This window comes from Sorangium sp. So ce426 (assembly GCF_051475585.1).
GTDB lineage: Bacteria > Myxococcota_A > Polyangia > Polyangiales > Polyangiaceae > Sorangium > Sorangium cellulosum_B.
The window spans coordinates 255,310-272,517 of the sequence record NZ_CP150341.1; the positions used below are offsets into that span (position 1 = coordinate 255,310).

Here is a 17,208-nt window from a genome sequence, read left to right on the forward strand (position 1 = left end):
GGAGCGCGCTACCAGCGACGGAGTCAGGGGGCGAGGTGCTCAGTTCGAGGGCTTCGGCATCTGGAACACCACGCCTTCCTCTTCGGCTTCCACGTCGTTGACATTCCAGTAGATGGATCCGCAGTCGACGGCGATCTCGAAGAAGTACGGCTGCCCGGTCGCGAGGGTGATCGTGTCCCCCATGCCGAGGTGCGCCCTCCGCACCTCGCCTTTCCCCTCGCTGTTCATGTAAACGGTCCAGTAGATGAACTCGTCGTCCACCGCGAGCGACTTGGCGACGGCCTGAGCGTCGACCGTGGTGGTGAAGGGCGGGGCGCTCGGCGCCGCGCTCGTCGCCTTGGACTGGACCGCGCCGTTGGTGTCGGTCACCCAGTGCACGACGCCGTTGGCGAGGACGAGCGTGGTCGGGTTGCCGTTCGTCTCCGCGAAGACCTCGGCGGTCTCGCCGAGCGGGTCCCTTGTCTTGCGCAGGATCTGGCGCGACCAGTAGTTGGACCAGTAGACGTGCGTCGCGTCGACGGCGACGCCGATCGGATGGTCGTCGGAGGCGACCAGCTCGGCGACGGCCTGGCTGCCGTCGGCCTTGGCCCGCCAGACGGCTGCAGGCGTCTGCGTCGCCCAGTAGACGCTGTCGCCGAAGGAGGCGATCCGGCCGAAGGCCGTGACCGCCGGATCGCCGTTCTCCTGCGGGGGGACTTGCGCGATCTGGATCGGGCTGGAGCTCGGCGGCTCGATGGAGATCCCCAGCACGTCTCCATTGCTCCAGTTGGTCCACGAGAGCTGCCCGCCCGCGTAGGTGATCCAGGCGGTATCCCCGAAGCCGAGGGTGCCCGGGAGCGTGCGCGCGGCCCCGCCGTCCTTCGGGATGGCGACGATGGCCTGGTTGTTGGCCAGGAGCACGAGATCCCGGGTGACCGCCATGCCTTTCACGTTGGACCCGAGCTCCCCTTGCATCTGCGTCACCGGGCACTCCCCCACGGCGCAGTTCGACGGGGGGCACGAGGGCGTGCCGCCGGCGCCATCGCCGCCGTCGCCGCCCGTGCCGTCGCCGCCGGTTCCATCGCCGCCGTCGCCGCCGTTGCCACCGCCCGACGTCTGGGTAGAGCCTCCGTCACCAGGTCCGGTGCTCGTCGTCGAGGAAGCGGAGGAAGCCCCCTCCGTGCCAGGCTCGATGCCGAAAATGAGATTGCAACCGGTGCCCGTCGCCGCGAGCGCGAGGAGGGCGCAGGGCAAAGCGATCTTGCTGTGCATGACGGAGTGTATACATCCCCGGCCACGCCCCCGGCGATCGCGGGCCACTATCCAGGGGCGACGCTTCCGTGCGACACCCGCGCTCACGCGAGCCGTCGGAGCTGCTCCAGCCGCCGCCGCGGCTCGATGTCGCGCCGCTTGATCTTCCCGGTCCTGAGCTCCTCGTAGGGCCCGCACACGGGCCGGTAATCGCACTGCGCGCACGCCCCCTCCGCCGGCATCGGCAGGAGGGCCGCCTTGTCGATCGCGTCCCCGATGATCCCCGCCACCTGGGCGGCCGCGTCGCGCGCCCGCCCGTCCAGGTAGATCGGCACCTCCGTGAACCCGCCGGCGGAGGTGCAGTAATAGAGCCGCCCGGACTCGACCTGCGTGCCCGGGGGCATGAGCTTCTCCAGCGCGAGCGCATAGAGGACCGGCTGGAGCGTGCCGCCGCCGCTCACGACCGCGTCGCGCGGCGCCCGCGCCTTGCCCGTCTTGTAGTCGGTCGCCCGCATCGCGCCCCACACGCTCCGCTCGACAAGGTCGATCGAGCCCCGGAGCCGGACGCCGCAGTCGAGCTCCACGGGCGCGTCCGAGCTCCCCGGATCGCGGGTGGTGAGGCGGCGCGGCAGCCCGAACGACAGCTCGAAATGGATCGGCTCCCAGTCGCGGTCCTCCGCGGCGCGCCGCAGCCACTCCCGGAGGTCGGCCCGCACCGACGCGATGCCGTCGTCCCAGACGCGCCGGATCGCCGGCGCGAGCTCGTCCGCGTAGCGCGCGGCGACGCGGTCGAGCGCCCGATCGAGCTCGGCCCGCGCCTCGTCGAGCGCTGGCAGGCCGAGCGGCAGCTTGCCCGCGTCGCGCAGGGCGACCAGCACCTCGTAGAGCACGTCGTGCACGAGCCGGCCGCGCTGGAGCGGGTCGAGCTCCTCGATCGCCTCGGGCGCCGGGCGCGGGGCGAGCCTGTGCACGGCGTAGAGGAAGAAGCGGTATGGGCACGCGGCGAAGTGCTGGAGGGCGGTCGGCGAGAACGACCTGCGCCCGAACGCGTGCTTCGCGAGCGCCTCGCGCGCCTCCGCGATCGGCTTGAACAGCCCGTCGGCGCTCGTCCAGCCAGGGATCCAGCGCCGCGCGCGGAACCGGAGCGCCCGCGCGAGGTGGGGGTTGGCGTTGAGCAGGTAGCGCGCGGTGCCGACCGTCTGCGCCTCCGGCAGGCTGAAGAGCGTCTCGAGGAGCGCGAGGTCGTGCTCGGCCGCGTCGATGGCGTCCTCGGGCCGCGCGGGCGCGGGCCAGCCGATGCGCGCGGCGCCGCCCTGCTCGGCCCGGCGCTCGAGCTCGCCGAAGCCGGGCAGCCTGCCCTCGGCCGCGCGCAGGAGCTCGAGGCCGTAGAACGAAGGCACCCGAGGCCGGGACTGATCCATGTCCACGCGCGGGTACGACACGACGAGCCGCTGCCGGGCCGCGCCGACCGCGAGCCGGAGCGCGAGGCGCTCGCGCGCCACGCGGTCGTCGCTCGTGTCGAGGCCCGAGTCGCCCCCGGCGATCGTCCGGCGGAGGGCGTCGCGGAGGATCGGGTCCTCGGTGACCTTCTGCGGGAAGATCCGCTCGGCGAGCCCGGGGATGAAGACCACGTCGAACGAGCGCCCGCGGGCGCCCTCGATGGGCGAGACGAAGAGGCGCCCGTCGCGGCGGGCGGCCGGGGGCAGCACGAGGTCGGTGAGGCGGCGCGAGAGGCAGAGGCGGATCTCGCCGAGGTCCACCGGGCCGACGTGGGCCATCGGCGCGAGCTCGGCGAGCACGGCGAGCACGCGCTCGGGCCGCCGGAGCGCGCGCGTCGCGAGGGCCGAGAGGCGGCGCTGCCACTCGCCGAAGGTCGCGCGCTCGCCCGGGCCGGGCAGCGCCGCGAGCAGCGGCAGCGCGAAGGCGCGGAGGGCCGAGAGGTCGGCGAGCGTCCGCGCGATGCGCGCGACGTCGCGGTCCTCGGGGGCGCGCGCGAGCTCCAGCCGGAGCTCCCGCTCGAAGCCCGAGAGCCGCGCCTCCCACCGATCGAGCCCGCCGATCACCGCCGCGTCGACGAGGATGCGCTCCCAGCGTCGCGGGGCGCGCAGGGTGCCGTCGTGCACGGGGGCGTCGGGGCCCTGGGCTGTAGGATCGGGGGTCGGGGCTGCCGGATCGGGGCTCTGGGCTGTCGGATCGGGGCTCTGGGCGGCCGGACTGAAGCTCTTCCCTGGCGGATCGAACCCGAGATCTTCCCCCGCCATCTCGTCGTCCGGCGGCGCCTCGTCGAAGCCGCCACGCAGCAGCTCGGGGAAGAGGTCGTCGTCCGGCGGCACCCAGCGATCGGCCTCGGGCGCGGCCGGCGGTGGCTCGCCCGCGGGCGTCGCGTCGGGGACCTGCCCGAGCGAGAGGTACTCGGCGAAGCGCGACGCCGACAGGTGCTCGGCGGCGCACGCGAGCAGCGCGAGCAGCGCGCGGCCCGCCGGGTCGGGCTGCACCGAGCCCTGCGCGAAGTGCGCAGGGATCCCGGCCCGGCGCAGCGCCTCGACGAGGTGCGCGCGGTACTGCTCGGGCGCGCGCAGGAGGATCGCCATCCGCTCGAACGGCACGCCTCGGGCGGCTTCGCGCAGCGCGATGCGCGCGAGCTCCACGCACTCCCGGCTCTCGCCGGGCGCGGAGAGGATCTCGACCTCGTCGCCGAGCCCGGGGGCATCGTCTGTCAGCGGGTCGAATAGGTGCTCCTGCAGGCGCGCGAGCGAGGTGCTGGGCGCGACCGGCGGCGGCTCGTCGCCCGCGCCGTCGTCGGCGCCGTCGTCCACGCCATTGCCAGCGCCGGCGCCGTCGTGCGCGGCGGAGACCGCGGTCAGCGAGACCCGTCGCGGCGGCGATCGGAGCGCCGCCTGCAGGTGGCGCAGCGACGCGGCGTCGCCGGCCGGCACGGTGGCGAGCGCGTCCGGCGAGCGCGCGGCGACGGCCTCGAGGAGCTCGCGCTCCAGCGCGAACCGCACGGGCAGGTCGAGCAGGAGCATCGGCAGCCCGAGCAGCGGGTGGCGCGAGCGGGGGTCGCCGTCGTCCGCGGCCCGGGCGCGCTCGGCCGCTAGGCGCAGGACGATCGCGCGATCGGCGAGCCCCGCGTCGTCCAGGGCGGCGTCGAACGCGTGGGCGATGCGGTCCAGATCGGCCGGCGCGAGCGCGTCCGGCGCGACGCCGGAGAGCCGCGCCTCGTCGAGCGTCCGCGCGACGGCGCGCGGCAGCCCGGGTCGATCCGCGACGCGGGCGAAGCGGCCGAGCAGCCCGTCCTGCGCGAGACCGTCGAGGGTGCGCGCGCAGAGGGCCTCGATGGCGAGCGCGCTGGCCGGGACGAGGCCGCGCTCGGCGAGCGCCGGCATCGCGAGCGCGGCGGCGAGGCGCCCCAGGGTCAGCCGGTGCCAGCCGAAGGTGGCGCGGCGGCCGCGGATCGACGCGCGGGCGAGCTCGCTCACGGCCTCGACCGAGGCGCCGACGAGGAGCACGCGCTCGGCGGGGCGCCGGCGGCGCAGCCAGCCCACGGCCCGATCGAGGCGGGCGGCGGCGCTGGGGGAGGTGATGACGGCGTGGGGCACGGGGGGGCTCGGGAGGCGACGGAGGCCGCGGGAGGGGCGGAGGCGATGCTGACCGTTGCACGACGATGCAGGCTGGCGGAGTGTGAAACAGAACGGAGGGGGAGGAAACCCGTCGCGCGTGGAGGGCAGCGGAGGGGATGGGATCGTTGAGCAACGAGGGAGCGGCACCTCTCCGGTGCCGGTTGTCCTCGGTCGTCCTCAGCACCTACGGAGGCGTGGTGCGGTGCGATGTACCCCCCGAGGCAGCCCGCCCGCCACGGGGTCCAGGTTGCCAAAGGGCTCGGTGCCAGACGCACAAATCGTGCGACGTGGCGCTCCGGCTCGTCAGGCGTCTCGCTCAGGAGAAGTATGGGCGACGTCTCACTTCCAAACCGCCTGATCCTTCGCCGATAACAGATAGAGCTGGGCACTTCCGGTAAACTCGAAATCGACTCGCAGGCCGACCTGTGCTGTCGGGTCCCCAGCTTCGACGGCCTGGACCGGCTGATCGTGGACTCGAAGCTCCTGAACCGTGCCCCACCGGTCAACCCGTTTGCCGTGCTTGCCGATAACCGGCTGCCCGGTGTAAATCCTGCATGCAGGCTTGCCGACCACCACAGCGCCTCCATTCTTACTGAGAGGTCCTAATATGAACTTTCCAAGTGGCGTGGATTTGGCGGGGTCGCCGACATAGAACCGGTCGAGGTAAGCCCCGACGACCACCTCGTACAGCGCCTTGCAGTAAGCCCTCATGAACTCCACGTGCTCCTGCATCTCAGCCGAGCCGAGCACCTGTCCCGACCGCACCCCAGTGTGCGTGGTCTGGTTTCGACGCTCCACGATGTCATCCAGGCGCCGCTCGATCGAACTGAGTGCGACTGGTCCGGGAATGGAGGTCAGTTCGAGGTTCCATCGCATCAACGACGCGGTTTCCCGGACCATCTCATTGATGTCCGAGACGCCGGTCAGCGAGAAGATTTCCTTCACGATGGTCGGCCGGAGGTTGTTCTCATGATATAGAACAGCGTGCCGATTTAGTTTGTAAGGTCGGACTCCCGAGACGCACTCGTGCAGGATGGCAATGGCATCGGCGGCGGTGAGGTTGGCGTATCTCCCTTCGCCAAGGCGCCCCTTGGCGAGCAAGTTCGCGGACTGCTCCAGGTGCTTCTTGCGCAAGCGGTCGGATAGACGTTGATACTCGACGGTAGCCGACTCGAACTCCGTGTGTGACCACACCAGATCCTCGACGAATTTCTCGAACGCTGCATAGAGAACGACGATGAATGCTGCGCCGTCGAGTTGCCGGCGGACGGTGAGGTAGCCGCGAATCGTGGGGTCCGATATCTCTGCGAGTGCCGCGTTTACGGGATCGATCGACCGGACGTAGGTCTCCAGGTCGTCCAGTGCCGCCAGGACTTCGTCGAGGGTCGAGCGCATCTTGCGTGCCTCATGCCCGAAGCATCGCGATAGCTTCCGCGAACGCCTCTTCCATACACTGGTTGCGTTCTCTGACGTCCTTTGCGTTCGTGCGGCGCCCAGCGAAGATGTCTTTGTGTTTCTCGTACATCGCGACCAGTCGATCCCGCAGCACATCCGAATTCTCAAGAAGCGCGGTGCGCTTCTCACCCGTGGCGTACCGGCTCGCCACCCACATCAGAGGGTCGTAGACGATCTTGGTGGGTCGTTCCCGCGCATTCTTGTCGGTGCCGATTCGGCAGAATGCCTCCTCATGGAGGATCTCCCACAGGAGCGAAGTCGTCGCCTCGAAGATCTGACGGTATTCGCGGTGCACCTCGTCGGAGAACCCGTTTCCCACGGCCAGGAAGCGATCGAGGAACATCGAGATATTGTTCAGGCCCATGTCCAGTCGTGACATGTGTCGATACGCAAAAAAGCGCAGGACGATCTCGACGTCATCCATTCTCTGGAACATTTGCTCGCCGCGGGTCAGCCCGTCGTCGATCTCTCCCCTCTCCCCCCTGTCGGGACGGAGCTCTTCAGGGATCCCCCACATCTTCCGGAAGGCTGCGTTATTCGACATCTTTAGGCAGAGGTCGCTGAGCGGTCCGCGGTACACGGCATTGCGGGCCTCTTGTGGGCTCAGGGCAACGCCGCCGGAGTTGAGCCGCTCGAACACGAGCTTCTTGAGCTGAGCGGCCTGCTCCTCGTCCTTCGCCGTCTCCTTGAGGAGGATGATCGAGGAGATGTAACGCCGGTCGATGCCGTCTCGCACCTTGCTGGGGAGTTGCTTGTACCTACGGCCATTGAGCTCTTTCCAGTGCTGCAACCCTTCGAGCGCGAACTCGTTGCGGTAGAACTCAGCGAGGGCAGTGAGGCGCTGCCGTCCGTCCATGACCTCGAACTGCGCGTACTCGCGCTCATAAAGGAAGATGGGGGGCACCGGAATGTTCATCAAGAACGACTCGATGAGCCTCGACTTGCGCTCCCTGCTCCAGCGATGCCGGCGCTGGTATTCTGGGTCGAGATCGTACCTCAGTCGCTTCTCCGGGCCGGTGGTCTCGTCGAGCATCGTCAGGATCACGGCCAGCGAGTAGCGCGCCGACTCGGTTACGATCCGGAACGCCCCGGTGACGTAGCGGCTGTTCAACTCCTCGTCCGTGGCGTCTTTCTTCTCATCGTCATCCGTGGGACGGAACACCTCCCCCGGGAGCAACTGCGGCGCGCTCGGTGTCGCGACCTTGCTTGGCTTCACGGCCTTGCTAGGCGTTGCGACCTTGCTCGGCTTCACGGCCTTGGTGGATGTTGCGACCTTGCTCGGCTTCACGGCCTTGGTGGATGTTGCGGCCTTGCTCGGCTTCACGGCCTTACTTGTCATCGTCCCCCTTCTAGTCGCACGTAAAAATCCCACTCCTCGATCGGTGCGCCAAGCGAGCGCTGGAACTGATCGGCTTGCCGCTTGCCCCTCGATGACAGCCCAGCAGTCCGCACTGTGAGCACCCGCAGCTGGCAGCCGGACCCGGCGAGCGCCTCCTGCATGATGTCTCTCGGCCGCGCCTTCCGATCGTGGATGCCGCCGAACCGGATCATGAATCGGGCTCCAGGCATGCAAGCCAGGGCCACGTTCGCCCACACGCTGGCAAGCTGCTCAGCGAACTCGGACGCGGATCCGTGAGAGAGCTGGTCGGGGTGCTGATACGTCGGGGCCGGTGGGCCGCCAAGGAACCAGTAGCGGAGCCACTGGTCGGGCACATAGGTCCTCATCCCGTAGTAAGGCGGCGAGGTCACCACCATCGAGAACCGGGGTCCCGATGCCGTCAAATCAAGCTTGCGGCTGTCCCCACAGAGCACCCGGAAAGGCACCGCGGGCGGCGTTGATCCGAAGTAATGGAAGGCCTTCCGCTCAACCAGCTCAGCCAGGCTCACTCGGACGGGCTGGAGGCCCCGCCGTTCCCAGAAGCGGGTTGAATAATCCGGCTTAGCCGCATACGTCCGTGGCATCTGGTTGGACAGGTAAGAGGGCGCTCCCTTGTTTCGCGGGCCGTGCAGGAGGCCCAAGATCAGCGCCCGGAGCGCCTTACGGGCCGGCGACTCATGATCGGCGAGGAGCGCGGCCCGGACCCGGCACAACTCGTCGAGTGTGCGCGGGTGGTAGCAGCGCGTCCAGAACTCTCCTTCGGGCGGGGCTGCCTCAATCGGGGTGGCGAGGATCTCGGCGCATGCTGCCGCAACTTCTTCGGCGGAGGTGGCGACCATCTTCCCTTCGGCGATCGCGGCAGCAACGGGGTTGCTGTCCACGCCGACCGAGCCGAGCCCGAGGAGGCGCGCCGCGTAGTTGGTGCTGCCGCGACCGCAGAACGGGTCCAGGACCCACGCCCCGGCCTGCAGGCGCGCCAGCTGCTTCGCCGGCACCGACAGGGGGAACATGGTGAAGTAGGGGCAGATAGCGTTCAGCCGTTCTTGATTACGCCCACGTTCACCAGCCCGGGTCGACACGGTTTCACCTGAAGGCGGATGCGACGGTACCGGATGCTCAGGGCACCGTCCAGCTTGGCGTGGGCGGGCGACGGTCACGTGCGGCGCTGCCCTTCTCGGTGACGGGCCTGCGGCACGGAAGACGTCGGTGTGAATCTCCCTGACATGCGTCGTTTCAGCGGGCGATTGAGCTGCGACGACGGGGGGCGACGCTCGAGCGTCCGCGCGACGGCGCGCGGCAGCCCGGGTCGATCCGCGACGCGGGCGAAGCGGCCGAGCAGCCCGTCCTGCGCGAGACCGTCGAGGGTGCGCGCGCAGAGGGCCTCGATGGCGAGCGCGCTGGCCGGGACGAGGCCGCGCTCGGCGAGCGCCGGCATCGCGAGCGCGGCGGCGAGGCGCCCCAGGGTCAGCCGGTGCCAGCCGAAGGTGGCGCGGCGGCCGCGGATCGACGCGCGGGCGAGCTCGCTCACGGCCTCGACCGAGGCGCCGACGAGGAGCACGCGCTCGGCGGGGCGCCGGCGGCGCAGCCAGCCCACGGCCCGATCGAGGCGGGCGGCGGCGCTGGGGGAGGTGATGACGGCGTGGGGCACGGGGTGGCTCGAGAGGCGGCGGAGGCCGATGGAGATTCGGTGGACGGCCCCGAAAGGGGTAAGGGGGACTAGCAGCTGGGCAGTCTGCCGCCGGCTGCCATCGCTCAGCTCAGCTCCGGGAGCACATCGGCGATCGATGCCGCGACGATGGCCCGTTCATGCCACCGTTCCAGGATCTCAGGATCCTTCTCGGCCAGGATGCGCTCACGCGCGGCGTCCGGCACGGCGATGCCGCGGACCCGCAGCGCGGTCAGCACGGCACGCGCCGCCTCCTCGGCGCGCCCTTGGGCGCGCCCCTCGTCACGACCTTCCTTCCGCTCCTCGGCGCGGAGCTTCTGCTCGTACTCCTTGAACCACGCCCGGATCTCTGCGCTCACATCGTCCTCCTCGTCGGTCGTCGGCTCCTGGATTCCGTGCCGGAAGTGTACCAGCAGCGGCGTGGCGACGCTCTTCTCCCAGGTATCGTCTGGCAGTGCCGCCAGATCCGCCAGCGCCTCGCGCAAGCGGCGGCCCGAGCCAAGCAGCCGCAGCAGCAGCGTTGTACGCGTCCGGGGCAGCTCCGCGAGCACCACCACGCGCATCACCAGGCCCGGTACGGCGTGGTAGACGCCGGCTTGCACCGGCTCGCACCGGTAGGCGTCGAGCACCGTTTCTGGACGCCCCGGGCCGATGACGACCAGCGCAGGGAAGGCGACCGCCGGCTGCGGCGGCGTGTCGGTGTCCTCGTCCGGCGCGACGGAGCGCGCTGCAGAGCGGGCGCGGCGCTCGAGCTCGTGATGCCACGTGAGCTGCTTGCGCAGGCATTGCCGGACCTGACGAAGGCTCGGCGTGCCGTGGAACGGCTCGAACAGGCTCGGCTCCGCCGCGAGCTCGCCGAGCAGTCCCATGGCAGCGCGCTCGGACTCCCGCGCGGGATCAGGCACGCTGTAGACATCGATCTTCTGTGTCGCCGCCAGCACCTCGACCTCGGTCTCGGCCGCTGAGACGAGGCTCAGCCCGTCCCGCAGCAAGCTCTTGGTGAACTGGTCGGAGCGGTTGTGCATTGGCGCGGGACTCTAATCGAACATCGCGTCATGTCCAGTCTTGTTCGATGCGAAGTGGCGAATCAGAGAGCCGCAATTTGCGTTGCGAGAGTAGAGCGGTGCACGTAATGCAGCGTGCGGGAACAACCGCTTACCGGAAGGGAGAGCAAGTCGTGTGGAAATCTTTGTCGACTGCACGAGATTGCCGGTCGGCTGGGGCGAATGAGCGCGACGCCCGGCTCACGGCCTTCCAGGCCAGTACCTGACGACCACGTGACAGTCGCCGACCTGCCACCCCTTGGCGGCATCCCAGCGCAGCTTGAACACCTCCCCGCTGGCGTCGAACTCGTCATCGTATTCGCCCGCGTCGAGCTGCAGCAGCTCCGCGTCCGGGCCCGTGCGGCGGAAGGCCACCACCTGGAGCCGCGCGCTGTCGCCGGGCGAGTAGCGGAGCGAGGGCTCCGAGAACGCCTCGAGCTCCGATAACGGCACTCCCACCTTGGTGCAGCCCCGTTTCGTGAACGGCTGCAGCTCCCCTAGCTCCGGAAAACCAGCGACGCGGACGGATGGCTTAAGGAACCATCCGAGCGCAAAGGAAACGACGGCGACACCGAGGACCAGGAGGTAGCGCAGCTTCGCGGTTTTGACAGAGGTAGGCACGTCGTGTCCCGATGGGCTCAGGGCGTCTTTCTCGGTGGGATCAACCCCAGCATGGCCCCGGAACGAGGCGCGATGGGGCGTCAGCGGCGGCGGGGGGTGAAGCGGACGAACAGCCCTTCCGGCTTCATCGTGAACCCGAGCAGCTCCTTCACGGGTCGCGCCGGGTCGACCAGCGATACATCGAAGTCGCGCGCGACCATGGCGCCCACCATGGCGCTCTCGACCATCGAGAGCGCGCGCCCGGGGCAGACCCGCGGGCCGCTGCCGAAGGCGAGGGCGGCGCGCGGGTCGTGCTTGCCGGCGCCCGCAGGCCGCGGGGTCAGCCAGCGCTCGGGCATGAACGAGGTTGCGTCGTGGAAGTGCTCCTCCTTCAGGGCGATCTGCCGCGTCAGCAGGATCATCCGCGCCCCCGCCGCGAGCCGCAGCGAGCCGACCGCCGTGTCCGCGCACGCCTCCATGAACAGGATCGGCGCCGCGGACTTCAGGCGCAGCGTCTCCTGCGCCACCGCGCCGAGATAGCGCAGCCGCTGCGCGTGCTCCGGGCCCTCGGGCAGATCCGCGTCGCCGAGCTCGGCGTCGACCTCGGCCCGCATCCGCGCCTGCACGTCCGGGCGCAGCGCCATGAAGTGGAGCATCCAGGCCATCGTGTCGGCCGTCGTGTCCTCCCCGGCGAGCAGCAGCGTGAGCACGTTGCCGAGCACCTCCTGCTCCGACAGCCGCGCCTTCGGGTCGTCGGCGTCGCGCGCCACGAGCAAGGCCTCCAGCAGCGAGCGAGGCGCCGCGGCCCGCGCCGGATCCCCGTCGAGCTCCGCGCGCGTCGTCCGGAGGATGTCCAGCATGCGCGTGCGTACCGCCGAGAGCGCCTGATCGAGCGCCCTATCGGCGGGCAGCTTGACGTGCCGCCAGTACGGAAATGGCGCGAAGAGGCGGCGGTTGAGCGCCGCGAAGACCGTCTCGAGCTGGTGCGACAGGGGGTCGGTGCCGCGCTCGATGAGGTTCATGTCGAGGCCGAACGCCACGGCGGTGGTGACATCCACCGTGTAACGCGCGAGGTCTCGCCGCGCGTCGACCGGCGCCCCCCGCGCGGCCGACGCGCGCCATCGCTCCCGGAGCCGGCGGGTGATCGTGGAGAGCGTGCCGTGGCTCTCGCGCAGCTGCCCGGCGGTGAACGCGCTCATCACGAGCCGCCGCTGCCGCGTCCACTGGTCGCCCTCGGCCGAGAAGACGCCGCCGAAGCCCATCTCGTCGATGAGCTCCTGCAGCGGGCTCCAGCGGCGGAACTCCTTCGGCCGCTCCCGCAGGATGCGCTGGACGAGCTCGGCGCTGGCGACGACCACGACCGGCGTGCGGCCGAGCCAGAAGGTGTAGAGATCGCCATACCTGCGGTTCCAGCCCTCGAGCGTGAGGTGGAACTGGGTGGGCCGGATCTCGAGGAGGTTGCCGAGCAGCGGCAGCCTCCGCGGTCCCGGGAGCGTCGATAGATCGCGCATGCCCGCTGACGGGGCGACTTCTGCTCTGGCGGTCTCCATGGTCTCCTTTCGAGAGGGCGAAAGCGGCCAGCGCCGGCGCCGCCGCGGTCGAGGTGCAACGTAGCTCGTCCTGGCGTGCGCGTGGGCGCTCGTCGGCGCGCCGCCTTCGTCACGCGCCGGCATCGCGAGCGCGGCGGCGAGGCGCCCTGGGCGAGCCGGCGCGTGACGAAGGCGGCGCGCCGGCCGCGGATCGACGAGCGCGCGAGCTTGCCGACGGCCGCTGCCCCGCTCCCGGTCCTCCGCTATCGTGGCATCGGAGAGCGCGCGACGGCCGCGACCGCGGCGCCATGCCCCCTCCGGCGCGGAGCGAACGTCCGCGCCGTCCCTCCAGCCGCGATCGCCCCGGCGAGATCCCCCCGCTCGCGCGCCATTCCAGGACTCCCCGCCGCGCCCCGCGGCCGACACGCGCGCGCGCCGAGCATGGCGCTGGCACTGCGCTTGTTATGCCCCCCGCGCGCCCGCGGGTCCGAGCGGCGCCGGACCGCGGGCGCCTCCGCGATCCGCCGCTCTAGACACCATTTCTGGACGGAAAGGTTGCAGTATGAAGAATGCCATCCCGATCGCGATCCTGTGCCTCGGAGGGCTCGGCTGCGCGGACGCACCTCCCGGGGGCGACGGCGAGCAGCCATTGCTCACGTCCCGGCAGCGCATCATCGGAGGCGCTGTGGACACGACGCACGCCTATGTCGTGGGCGTGGGCAATCGGAACCGGGCGTACTGCAGCGGGACCGTGATCTCGCGGCGCACCGTGATCACGGCGGGACACTGCCACGGCGCGCTCACGCGCGTCTTCTTCGGCCCGACCCTCGGGCGGCGGTCGGAGAGCGCGCGGATCGAGGCGTCGAGGAGGCATCCCGCCTTCAATCCCGCAACCCTCGAGAACGACCTTACCCTCCTCCGGCTGGAGAGCGACGCGCCCGTGCAGCCCGCGCCCCTCCTGCGCGAATCGATGGAGAATACCACCTGGTATGTCGGGCCAGAATACACCTTCGTCGGTTACGGTGTCTCCGACGGCGTCGCGGGGACGGGGTTCGGCATGCGCCGCGCCGTGACGTTCCCCATCGTGGCGGTCGGCCCCGCCCAGGTCGGCGGGACGCCGGGGACGATCGACGCGACCCAGTTCTATTACCAGGTCCCCGACATGAACACGTGCGCTGGCGACTCCGGAGGTCCGGCGTTCCTCGTGCGCGGGGGCGTCGAGCGCCACGCCGGCGTGACCTCGTTCGGCGACGACCCCTGTACGCTGGACGGGGTGCAGGCGCGCACCGATCTCGACCAGATAGCTCGCTTCATCCAGCCGACGATCGACGAGTTCGAGGCGGACAACCCGTGCCGCGCGGACGGCCTCTGCGAGGCGGCGTGCGACGCCGGGCCCGAGATCGTCGACCCCGATTGCGCCGATCTCCATTGCGGCCAAGATGGGGTGTGCGCCCTCGCCTGCGCGTTCCCGGCCGACCCGGACTGCGCGCTCCGCGCCGGCGTGCAGGTGCGATGACGGGACAGGTGAAGGCCAGCGGGCGCCGGGCGCGCGCCGCGGCGCGAGGCGGAGATCAGGGCGTGTCGGCCGGGTCCGCCGGGTCGCTGCCGGCGCTCCGCTCGTCGCCGTCGAGGAAGCCGTCCTCGTCGCGATCGAGGCCGATGCGGTACCCCGAGCCCGGCGGCGCGCACGTGTAGGTCAGGGGTCGCCCCGTCGCGAGGGCGATCTGGCGGAGCACCGCGTCCGGGATCGGCGGCAGCGCCATCCGGTCGGCGACGAACTGCCCTGCTCCTGTGTGAAGGAAGCCGATCTCCTGCAAGGTCAGGTGGCTCTTCGCCACGAGATCACACTCGCCGGCGTCCGCCCTGGCGATCAGGAGATCGACGCGCGGATCGGCGGCGGCCTGGTTGCCGTACGTGAGCGTGACCTGCTGGCCGACGATCGGCGCGACGTTCGAGTCGAAGGCGAGCAGGAACGACTCGAGCTGCCGGCGGACCGCGTCGCCCGCCGGCGAGTCCGGCAGGCCGTTCGGGTTGTCCGGGAAGGTGCCAAACTGGTTGGTGAAGCCGGTGAACGGCGAGAAGCCCATCCCGCGGAAGAACCGGAACAGCGTGTCGAAGCTCCCGTCGTGCAGGAAGCCGAACCCCCGCACCTGGTCTCCCATGGGATCGTTGTCGCCGGGCAGGATGCCGAACAGCGGGGCGGCCATCCCGAACATCCCGACCTTCTGGTACATGTTGCGCAGGTGCGGCGTCTTGATGAGCTGCGGCTGGAAGTCGAACGTCATGTTGCCGTTCGCTCCGAAGAATCCCGGCTTGTCGACGCCGGGATTGCCCCCCGGGTCGAGGACGTGACAGCCATTGCAGATGGCGGTGCCGTCCAGGTTGCCGCTCATGAAGGTGTCGCGCCCGGCCTGCTGATCCGGCGTGAGCGCGTTGTCCAGGCGGCGGATCGGGTTGGGCGGATAGGTCACCTGCAGGATGAAGTCCGCGAACGCCTCCATGGAGGCGGCCGGGATCGGGCCGCTCCGGCCGAGGAGGTCGGTGAAGCCGGCCTGGAACTTCATGAACGCGGCGCGCTCGTCGAACGAGCCGCTGTCCGGCTGCGCGGTGGGCGCGTCGTTGCCGCCCGTGCGATCGCCGCGCCAGTGCATGGGGCCGTGGTTGGCCATGCCGCGCAGGCTCTGGGTCGTCGTCGGGCCCTTCATCGGGTGGAACTCCTGGGGCATCGGCTGCTGCGTGAAGAGGTTGAGCAGCGGGCCGACGAAGGGGCCCGGGTTGGTCGTGACCGGCTCGTCCGGATTGCCGAGATCCCACCCGAGGCTGTCGAAGTCGCCGAAGATATGGCAGCTCGCGCAGGACGAGTCGCCGTGCGCCGAGCTCACGCGCGCGTCGTAGAGGAAGCGCCGCCCGAGCGCGACGCTCGGCGGCTCGGGGCTGTACATCGCGACGTGCGCTGTCTCGACCCGGGTCGCGGTGTCGACGATCGAGATGGAGTTGTCGAAGCGGGTCAGCACGAACAGCTGGCCTCGCGCCTCGTCGAGCGCGAGCCCCGACGGGCCGCCGCCGCTCACCTCGATGTGGTCGGAAGCGTCGGGCACGAACGTGTCGCTCTCGAGCGCGGCCGTGCCGAGCACCCCGACCTTGCTCGACCCGAGCGCGGCCACGTAGAGCGTCGCGCCGTCGCTCGTGACCGCCATGTCGACCGGCTGGGCCAGGCTCGCCTCGCTCTCGGCGTTCGGCGTCGGGGCGCAGCAGACCGAGTAATCGATGTGTTTGTTGAGGTGCCGCGGCGCGACGCGCGGAGGGGCGTTGCCGGGGCGGAGCACCGTGATCCGGCTCTCGTGCAGGTGGCCCCGCAGGCTCTGCCCGGCGAAGACGCCGGGGCCCTCGAACCGCTGCTCGTTCCGCGCGTCGGTGTTGGAGACGTAGACCTTCCCGTTCACCGGGTTGACGATCATGTTGAAGAGGATCGTCCCGACGCCGGTGAAATGGCCCGAGGGCCCGGCGATCGGCCTCGGAGGGTTCGCCATGGCGTTGATGGCGAACACGTCCTTGTCGGGCAGCGAGAGCCGCACCGTGTCGTCCCAGGTGCGGCCGAGCTCGTCGACCCAGTGCGCGCCGTCGAACTTCACGATGAGGCTGACCTCGGGCGCCGGGTCGCCGAACGCGTTGGTCATCGGGCCCGGCGAGCCGCCGTTCGCCGGGCCGCCGTCGGGCACGAGCAGCTCGGTGACGACGGTGCTCCGGTTGCCCGAGTGGAAGCCGGCCGCGTAGACGCGCGCGCCGTCGGGCGTGGCGGCGAGCGCGCGCGGCGTGTCGGTGAAGAGCGTGAGGATCGCGAGCGGCTCGCCGCCGAGCGACGAGCCCAGGTGGTTCGCGTCGAACACCCAGACGTCGGCCCGGCCCACGCCCGGCGTGGTGAGCTCGGGATCGTTCGGGTTGTTCTGGCCGCGGTGCGCCGCCGTGATGAACGCGCGGCGCCGCCCGGGGCCCGCAAACACGATGTCTCTCGGCTCATCGCCCACGAGCAGCGTGCGCTCGACGCGGCCGCCGTATCCGCCAGGGGACAGCGCGACGACGCTGACGCTGTCGGACAGATGGTTCACGACCCACACCTCGGTGTCGCTCCGCGCCGCCACGGCGACCGGATCCAGCCCGACCGGTATCGAGCTCCGGTGGACCAGCGCGCCGTGATGGACGCGGAAGACCTCGAGGCGTCCATCCGGCGTGTTGAGCGCAAAGAGCAGGTTTCCGCCGGGAGAGAGCGCGAGCGGGCGCACCTGCCCGCTCTCGAAGAGCGTATAAGACGGCTCGGCCAGGGCGGGGGCGCTGGCCGCGAGGACGAGAGACGACGCCGCGGCGGACAAAAGGCCGCCGGCGACCCTTCGCAGGGCGAACGGTGACTTCATATGACCTCCTCGAGAAAGCGACTTCAGGCGATCGGGGATCGAGTGATCATTCAACAACTAACACGGACACGCTCTTTGGGGATCCAGGAAAGAGCATTTATGTTTCAATGTTGAAATGCGCGCGGCGCACAGTGCACAGCGCACACCGCCCCACGATCATGACCCTTTTCAGGGGTGCAGCGCGTCATGAGGCAAGCATTGAATGGCGGCGCGCGCAGCCCACCGGCGCACCCGAGCGACGGGTGGTGAGCCCATGTGCGTTCTGCGCCGGCCGCGGA

General features: G+C 70.4%; 11 protein-coding genes. 1 reads left to right on the top strand and 10 read right to left on the bottom strand.

Translation table 11 applies throughout. From position 1 onward, the window contains the following. Nucleotides 1-39: 39 nt before the first annotated feature. The 9 genes from WMF44_RS01005 to WMF44_RS01045 all read right to left on the bottom strand — a co-directional run bounded on the left by WMF44_RS01005 (nucleotide 40) and on the right by WMF44_RS01045 (nucleotide 12,542). Nucleotides 40-1,251 carry an ABC transporter permease gene (locus tag WMF44_RS01005; protein ID WP_437297248.1) on the bottom strand — a complete coding sequence of 404 codons (1,212 nt, stop codon included), beginning with the start codon at nucleotides 1,249-1,251 and terminating at the stop codon, nucleotides 40-42. 83 nt (nucleotides 1,252-1,334) lie between these two features. Beyond that, nucleotides 1,335-4,829: a PD-(D/E)XK nuclease family protein gene (locus WMF44_RS01010; RefSeq protein ID WP_437297249.1), complete on the bottom strand. Its 3,495-nt coding sequence runs from the start codon at nucleotides 4,827-4,829 to the stop codon at nucleotides 1,335-1,337. Between the two features lie 360 nt (nucleotides 4,830-5,189). Beyond that, entirely contained in the window at nucleotides 5,190-6,245 is a 1,056-nt protein-coding gene (locus tag WMF44_RS01015) for an MAE_28990/MAE_18760 family HEPN-like nuclease (protein WP_437297250.1), read from the bottom strand. Nucleotides 6,246-6,255: 10 nt separating this feature from the next. Further along, nucleotides 6,256-7,644 carry a DUF262 domain-containing protein gene (locus WMF44_RS01020; protein WP_437297251.1) on the bottom strand — a complete coding sequence of 463 codons (1,389 nt, stop codon included), beginning with the start codon at nucleotides 7,642-7,644 and terminating at the stop codon, nucleotides 6,256-6,258. Further along, a complete protein-coding gene (locus tag WMF44_RS01025) occupies nucleotides 7,641-8,693 on the bottom strand; it encodes a DNA modification methylase (RefSeq protein ID WP_437297252.1) in 1,053 nt (350 codons plus the stop codon). Before WMF44_RS01025 ends, WMF44_RS01020 begins: the two co-directional genes overlap by 4 nt. Before the next feature lie 143 nt (nucleotides 8,694-8,836). Then, on the bottom strand, nucleotides 8,837-9,331 hold the full coding sequence (locus WMF44_RS01030; protein WP_437297253.1) for a hypothetical protein: 495 nt from the start codon (nucleotides 9,329-9,331) through the stop codon (nucleotides 8,837-8,839). A 104-nt stretch (nucleotides 9,332-9,435) separates the two neighbouring features. After that, nucleotides 9,436-10,374, bottom strand: coding sequence for a hypothetical protein (locus tag WMF44_RS01035; protein ID WP_437297254.1), 939 nt, complete (start codon nucleotides 10,372-10,374; stop codon nucleotides 9,436-9,438). Nucleotides 10,375-10,593: 219 nt separating this feature from the next. Then, nucleotides 10,594-10,845, bottom strand: coding sequence for a hypothetical protein (locus WMF44_RS01040; protein ID WP_437297255.1), 252 nt, complete (start codon nucleotides 10,843-10,845; stop codon nucleotides 10,594-10,596). Between the two features lie 248 nt (nucleotides 10,846-11,093). After that, complete coding sequence (locus WMF44_RS01045; RefSeq protein WP_437297256.1) at nucleotides 11,094-12,542, bottom strand: cytochrome P450; 1,449 nt, start codon at nucleotides 12,540-12,542, stop codon at nucleotides 11,094-11,096. 541 nt (nucleotides 12,543-13,083) lie between these two features. Here WMF44_RS01045 and WMF44_RS01050 point away from each other — a divergent pair. Further along, nucleotides 13,084-14,037 carry a S1 family peptidase gene (locus WMF44_RS01050; RefSeq protein WP_437297257.1) on the top strand — a complete coding sequence of 318 codons (954 nt, stop codon included), beginning with the start codon at nucleotides 13,084-13,086 and terminating at the stop codon, nucleotides 14,035-14,037. A gap of 55 nt (nucleotides 14,038-14,092) precedes the next feature. Here WMF44_RS01050 and WMF44_RS01055 read toward each other — a convergent pair whose 3' ends face one another. Next, entirely contained in the window at nucleotides 14,093-16,930 is a 2,838-nt protein-coding gene (locus WMF44_RS01055; protein ID WP_437297258.1) for a hypothetical protein, read from the bottom strand. Nucleotides 16,931-17,208: the final 278 nt, after the last annotated feature.

What these genes read in the sequence shown, in the direction of transcription:
- WMF44_RS01050 (WP_437297257.1), top strand. Translation starts at nt 13,084, where the DNA reads ATGAAGAATGCCATCCCGATCGCGATCCTGTGCCTCGGAGGGCTCGGC.
- WMF44_RS01025 (WP_437297252.1), bottom strand. Translation starts at nt 8,693, where the DNA reads ATGTTCCCCCTGTCGGTGCCGGCGAAGCAGCTGGCGCGCCTGCAGGCC.
- WMF44_RS01020 (WP_437297251.1), bottom strand. Translation starts at nt 7,644, where the DNA reads ATGACAAGTAAGGCCGTGAAGCCGAGCAAGGCCGCAACATCCACCAAG.
- WMF44_RS01045 (WP_437297256.1), bottom strand. Translation starts at nt 12,542, where the DNA reads ATGGAGACCGCCAGAGCAGAAGTCGCCCCGTCAGCGGGCATGCGCGAT.
- WMF44_RS01055 (WP_437297258.1), bottom strand. Translation starts at nt 16,930, where the DNA reads ATGAAGTCACCGTTCGCCCTGCGAAGGGTCGCCGGCGGCCTTTTGTCC.
- WMF44_RS01035 (WP_437297254.1), bottom strand. Translation starts at nt 10,374, where the DNA reads ATGCACAACCGCTCCGACCAGTTCACCAAGAGCTTGCTGCGGGACGGG.
- WMF44_RS01005 (WP_437297248.1), bottom strand. Translation starts at nt 1,251, where the DNA reads ATGCACAGCAAGATCGCTTTGCCCTGCGCCCTCCTCGCGCTCGCGGCG.
- WMF44_RS01015 (WP_437297250.1), bottom strand. Translation starts at nt 6,245, where the DNA reads ATGCGCTCGACCCTCGACGAAGTCCTGGCGGCACTGGACGACCTGGAG.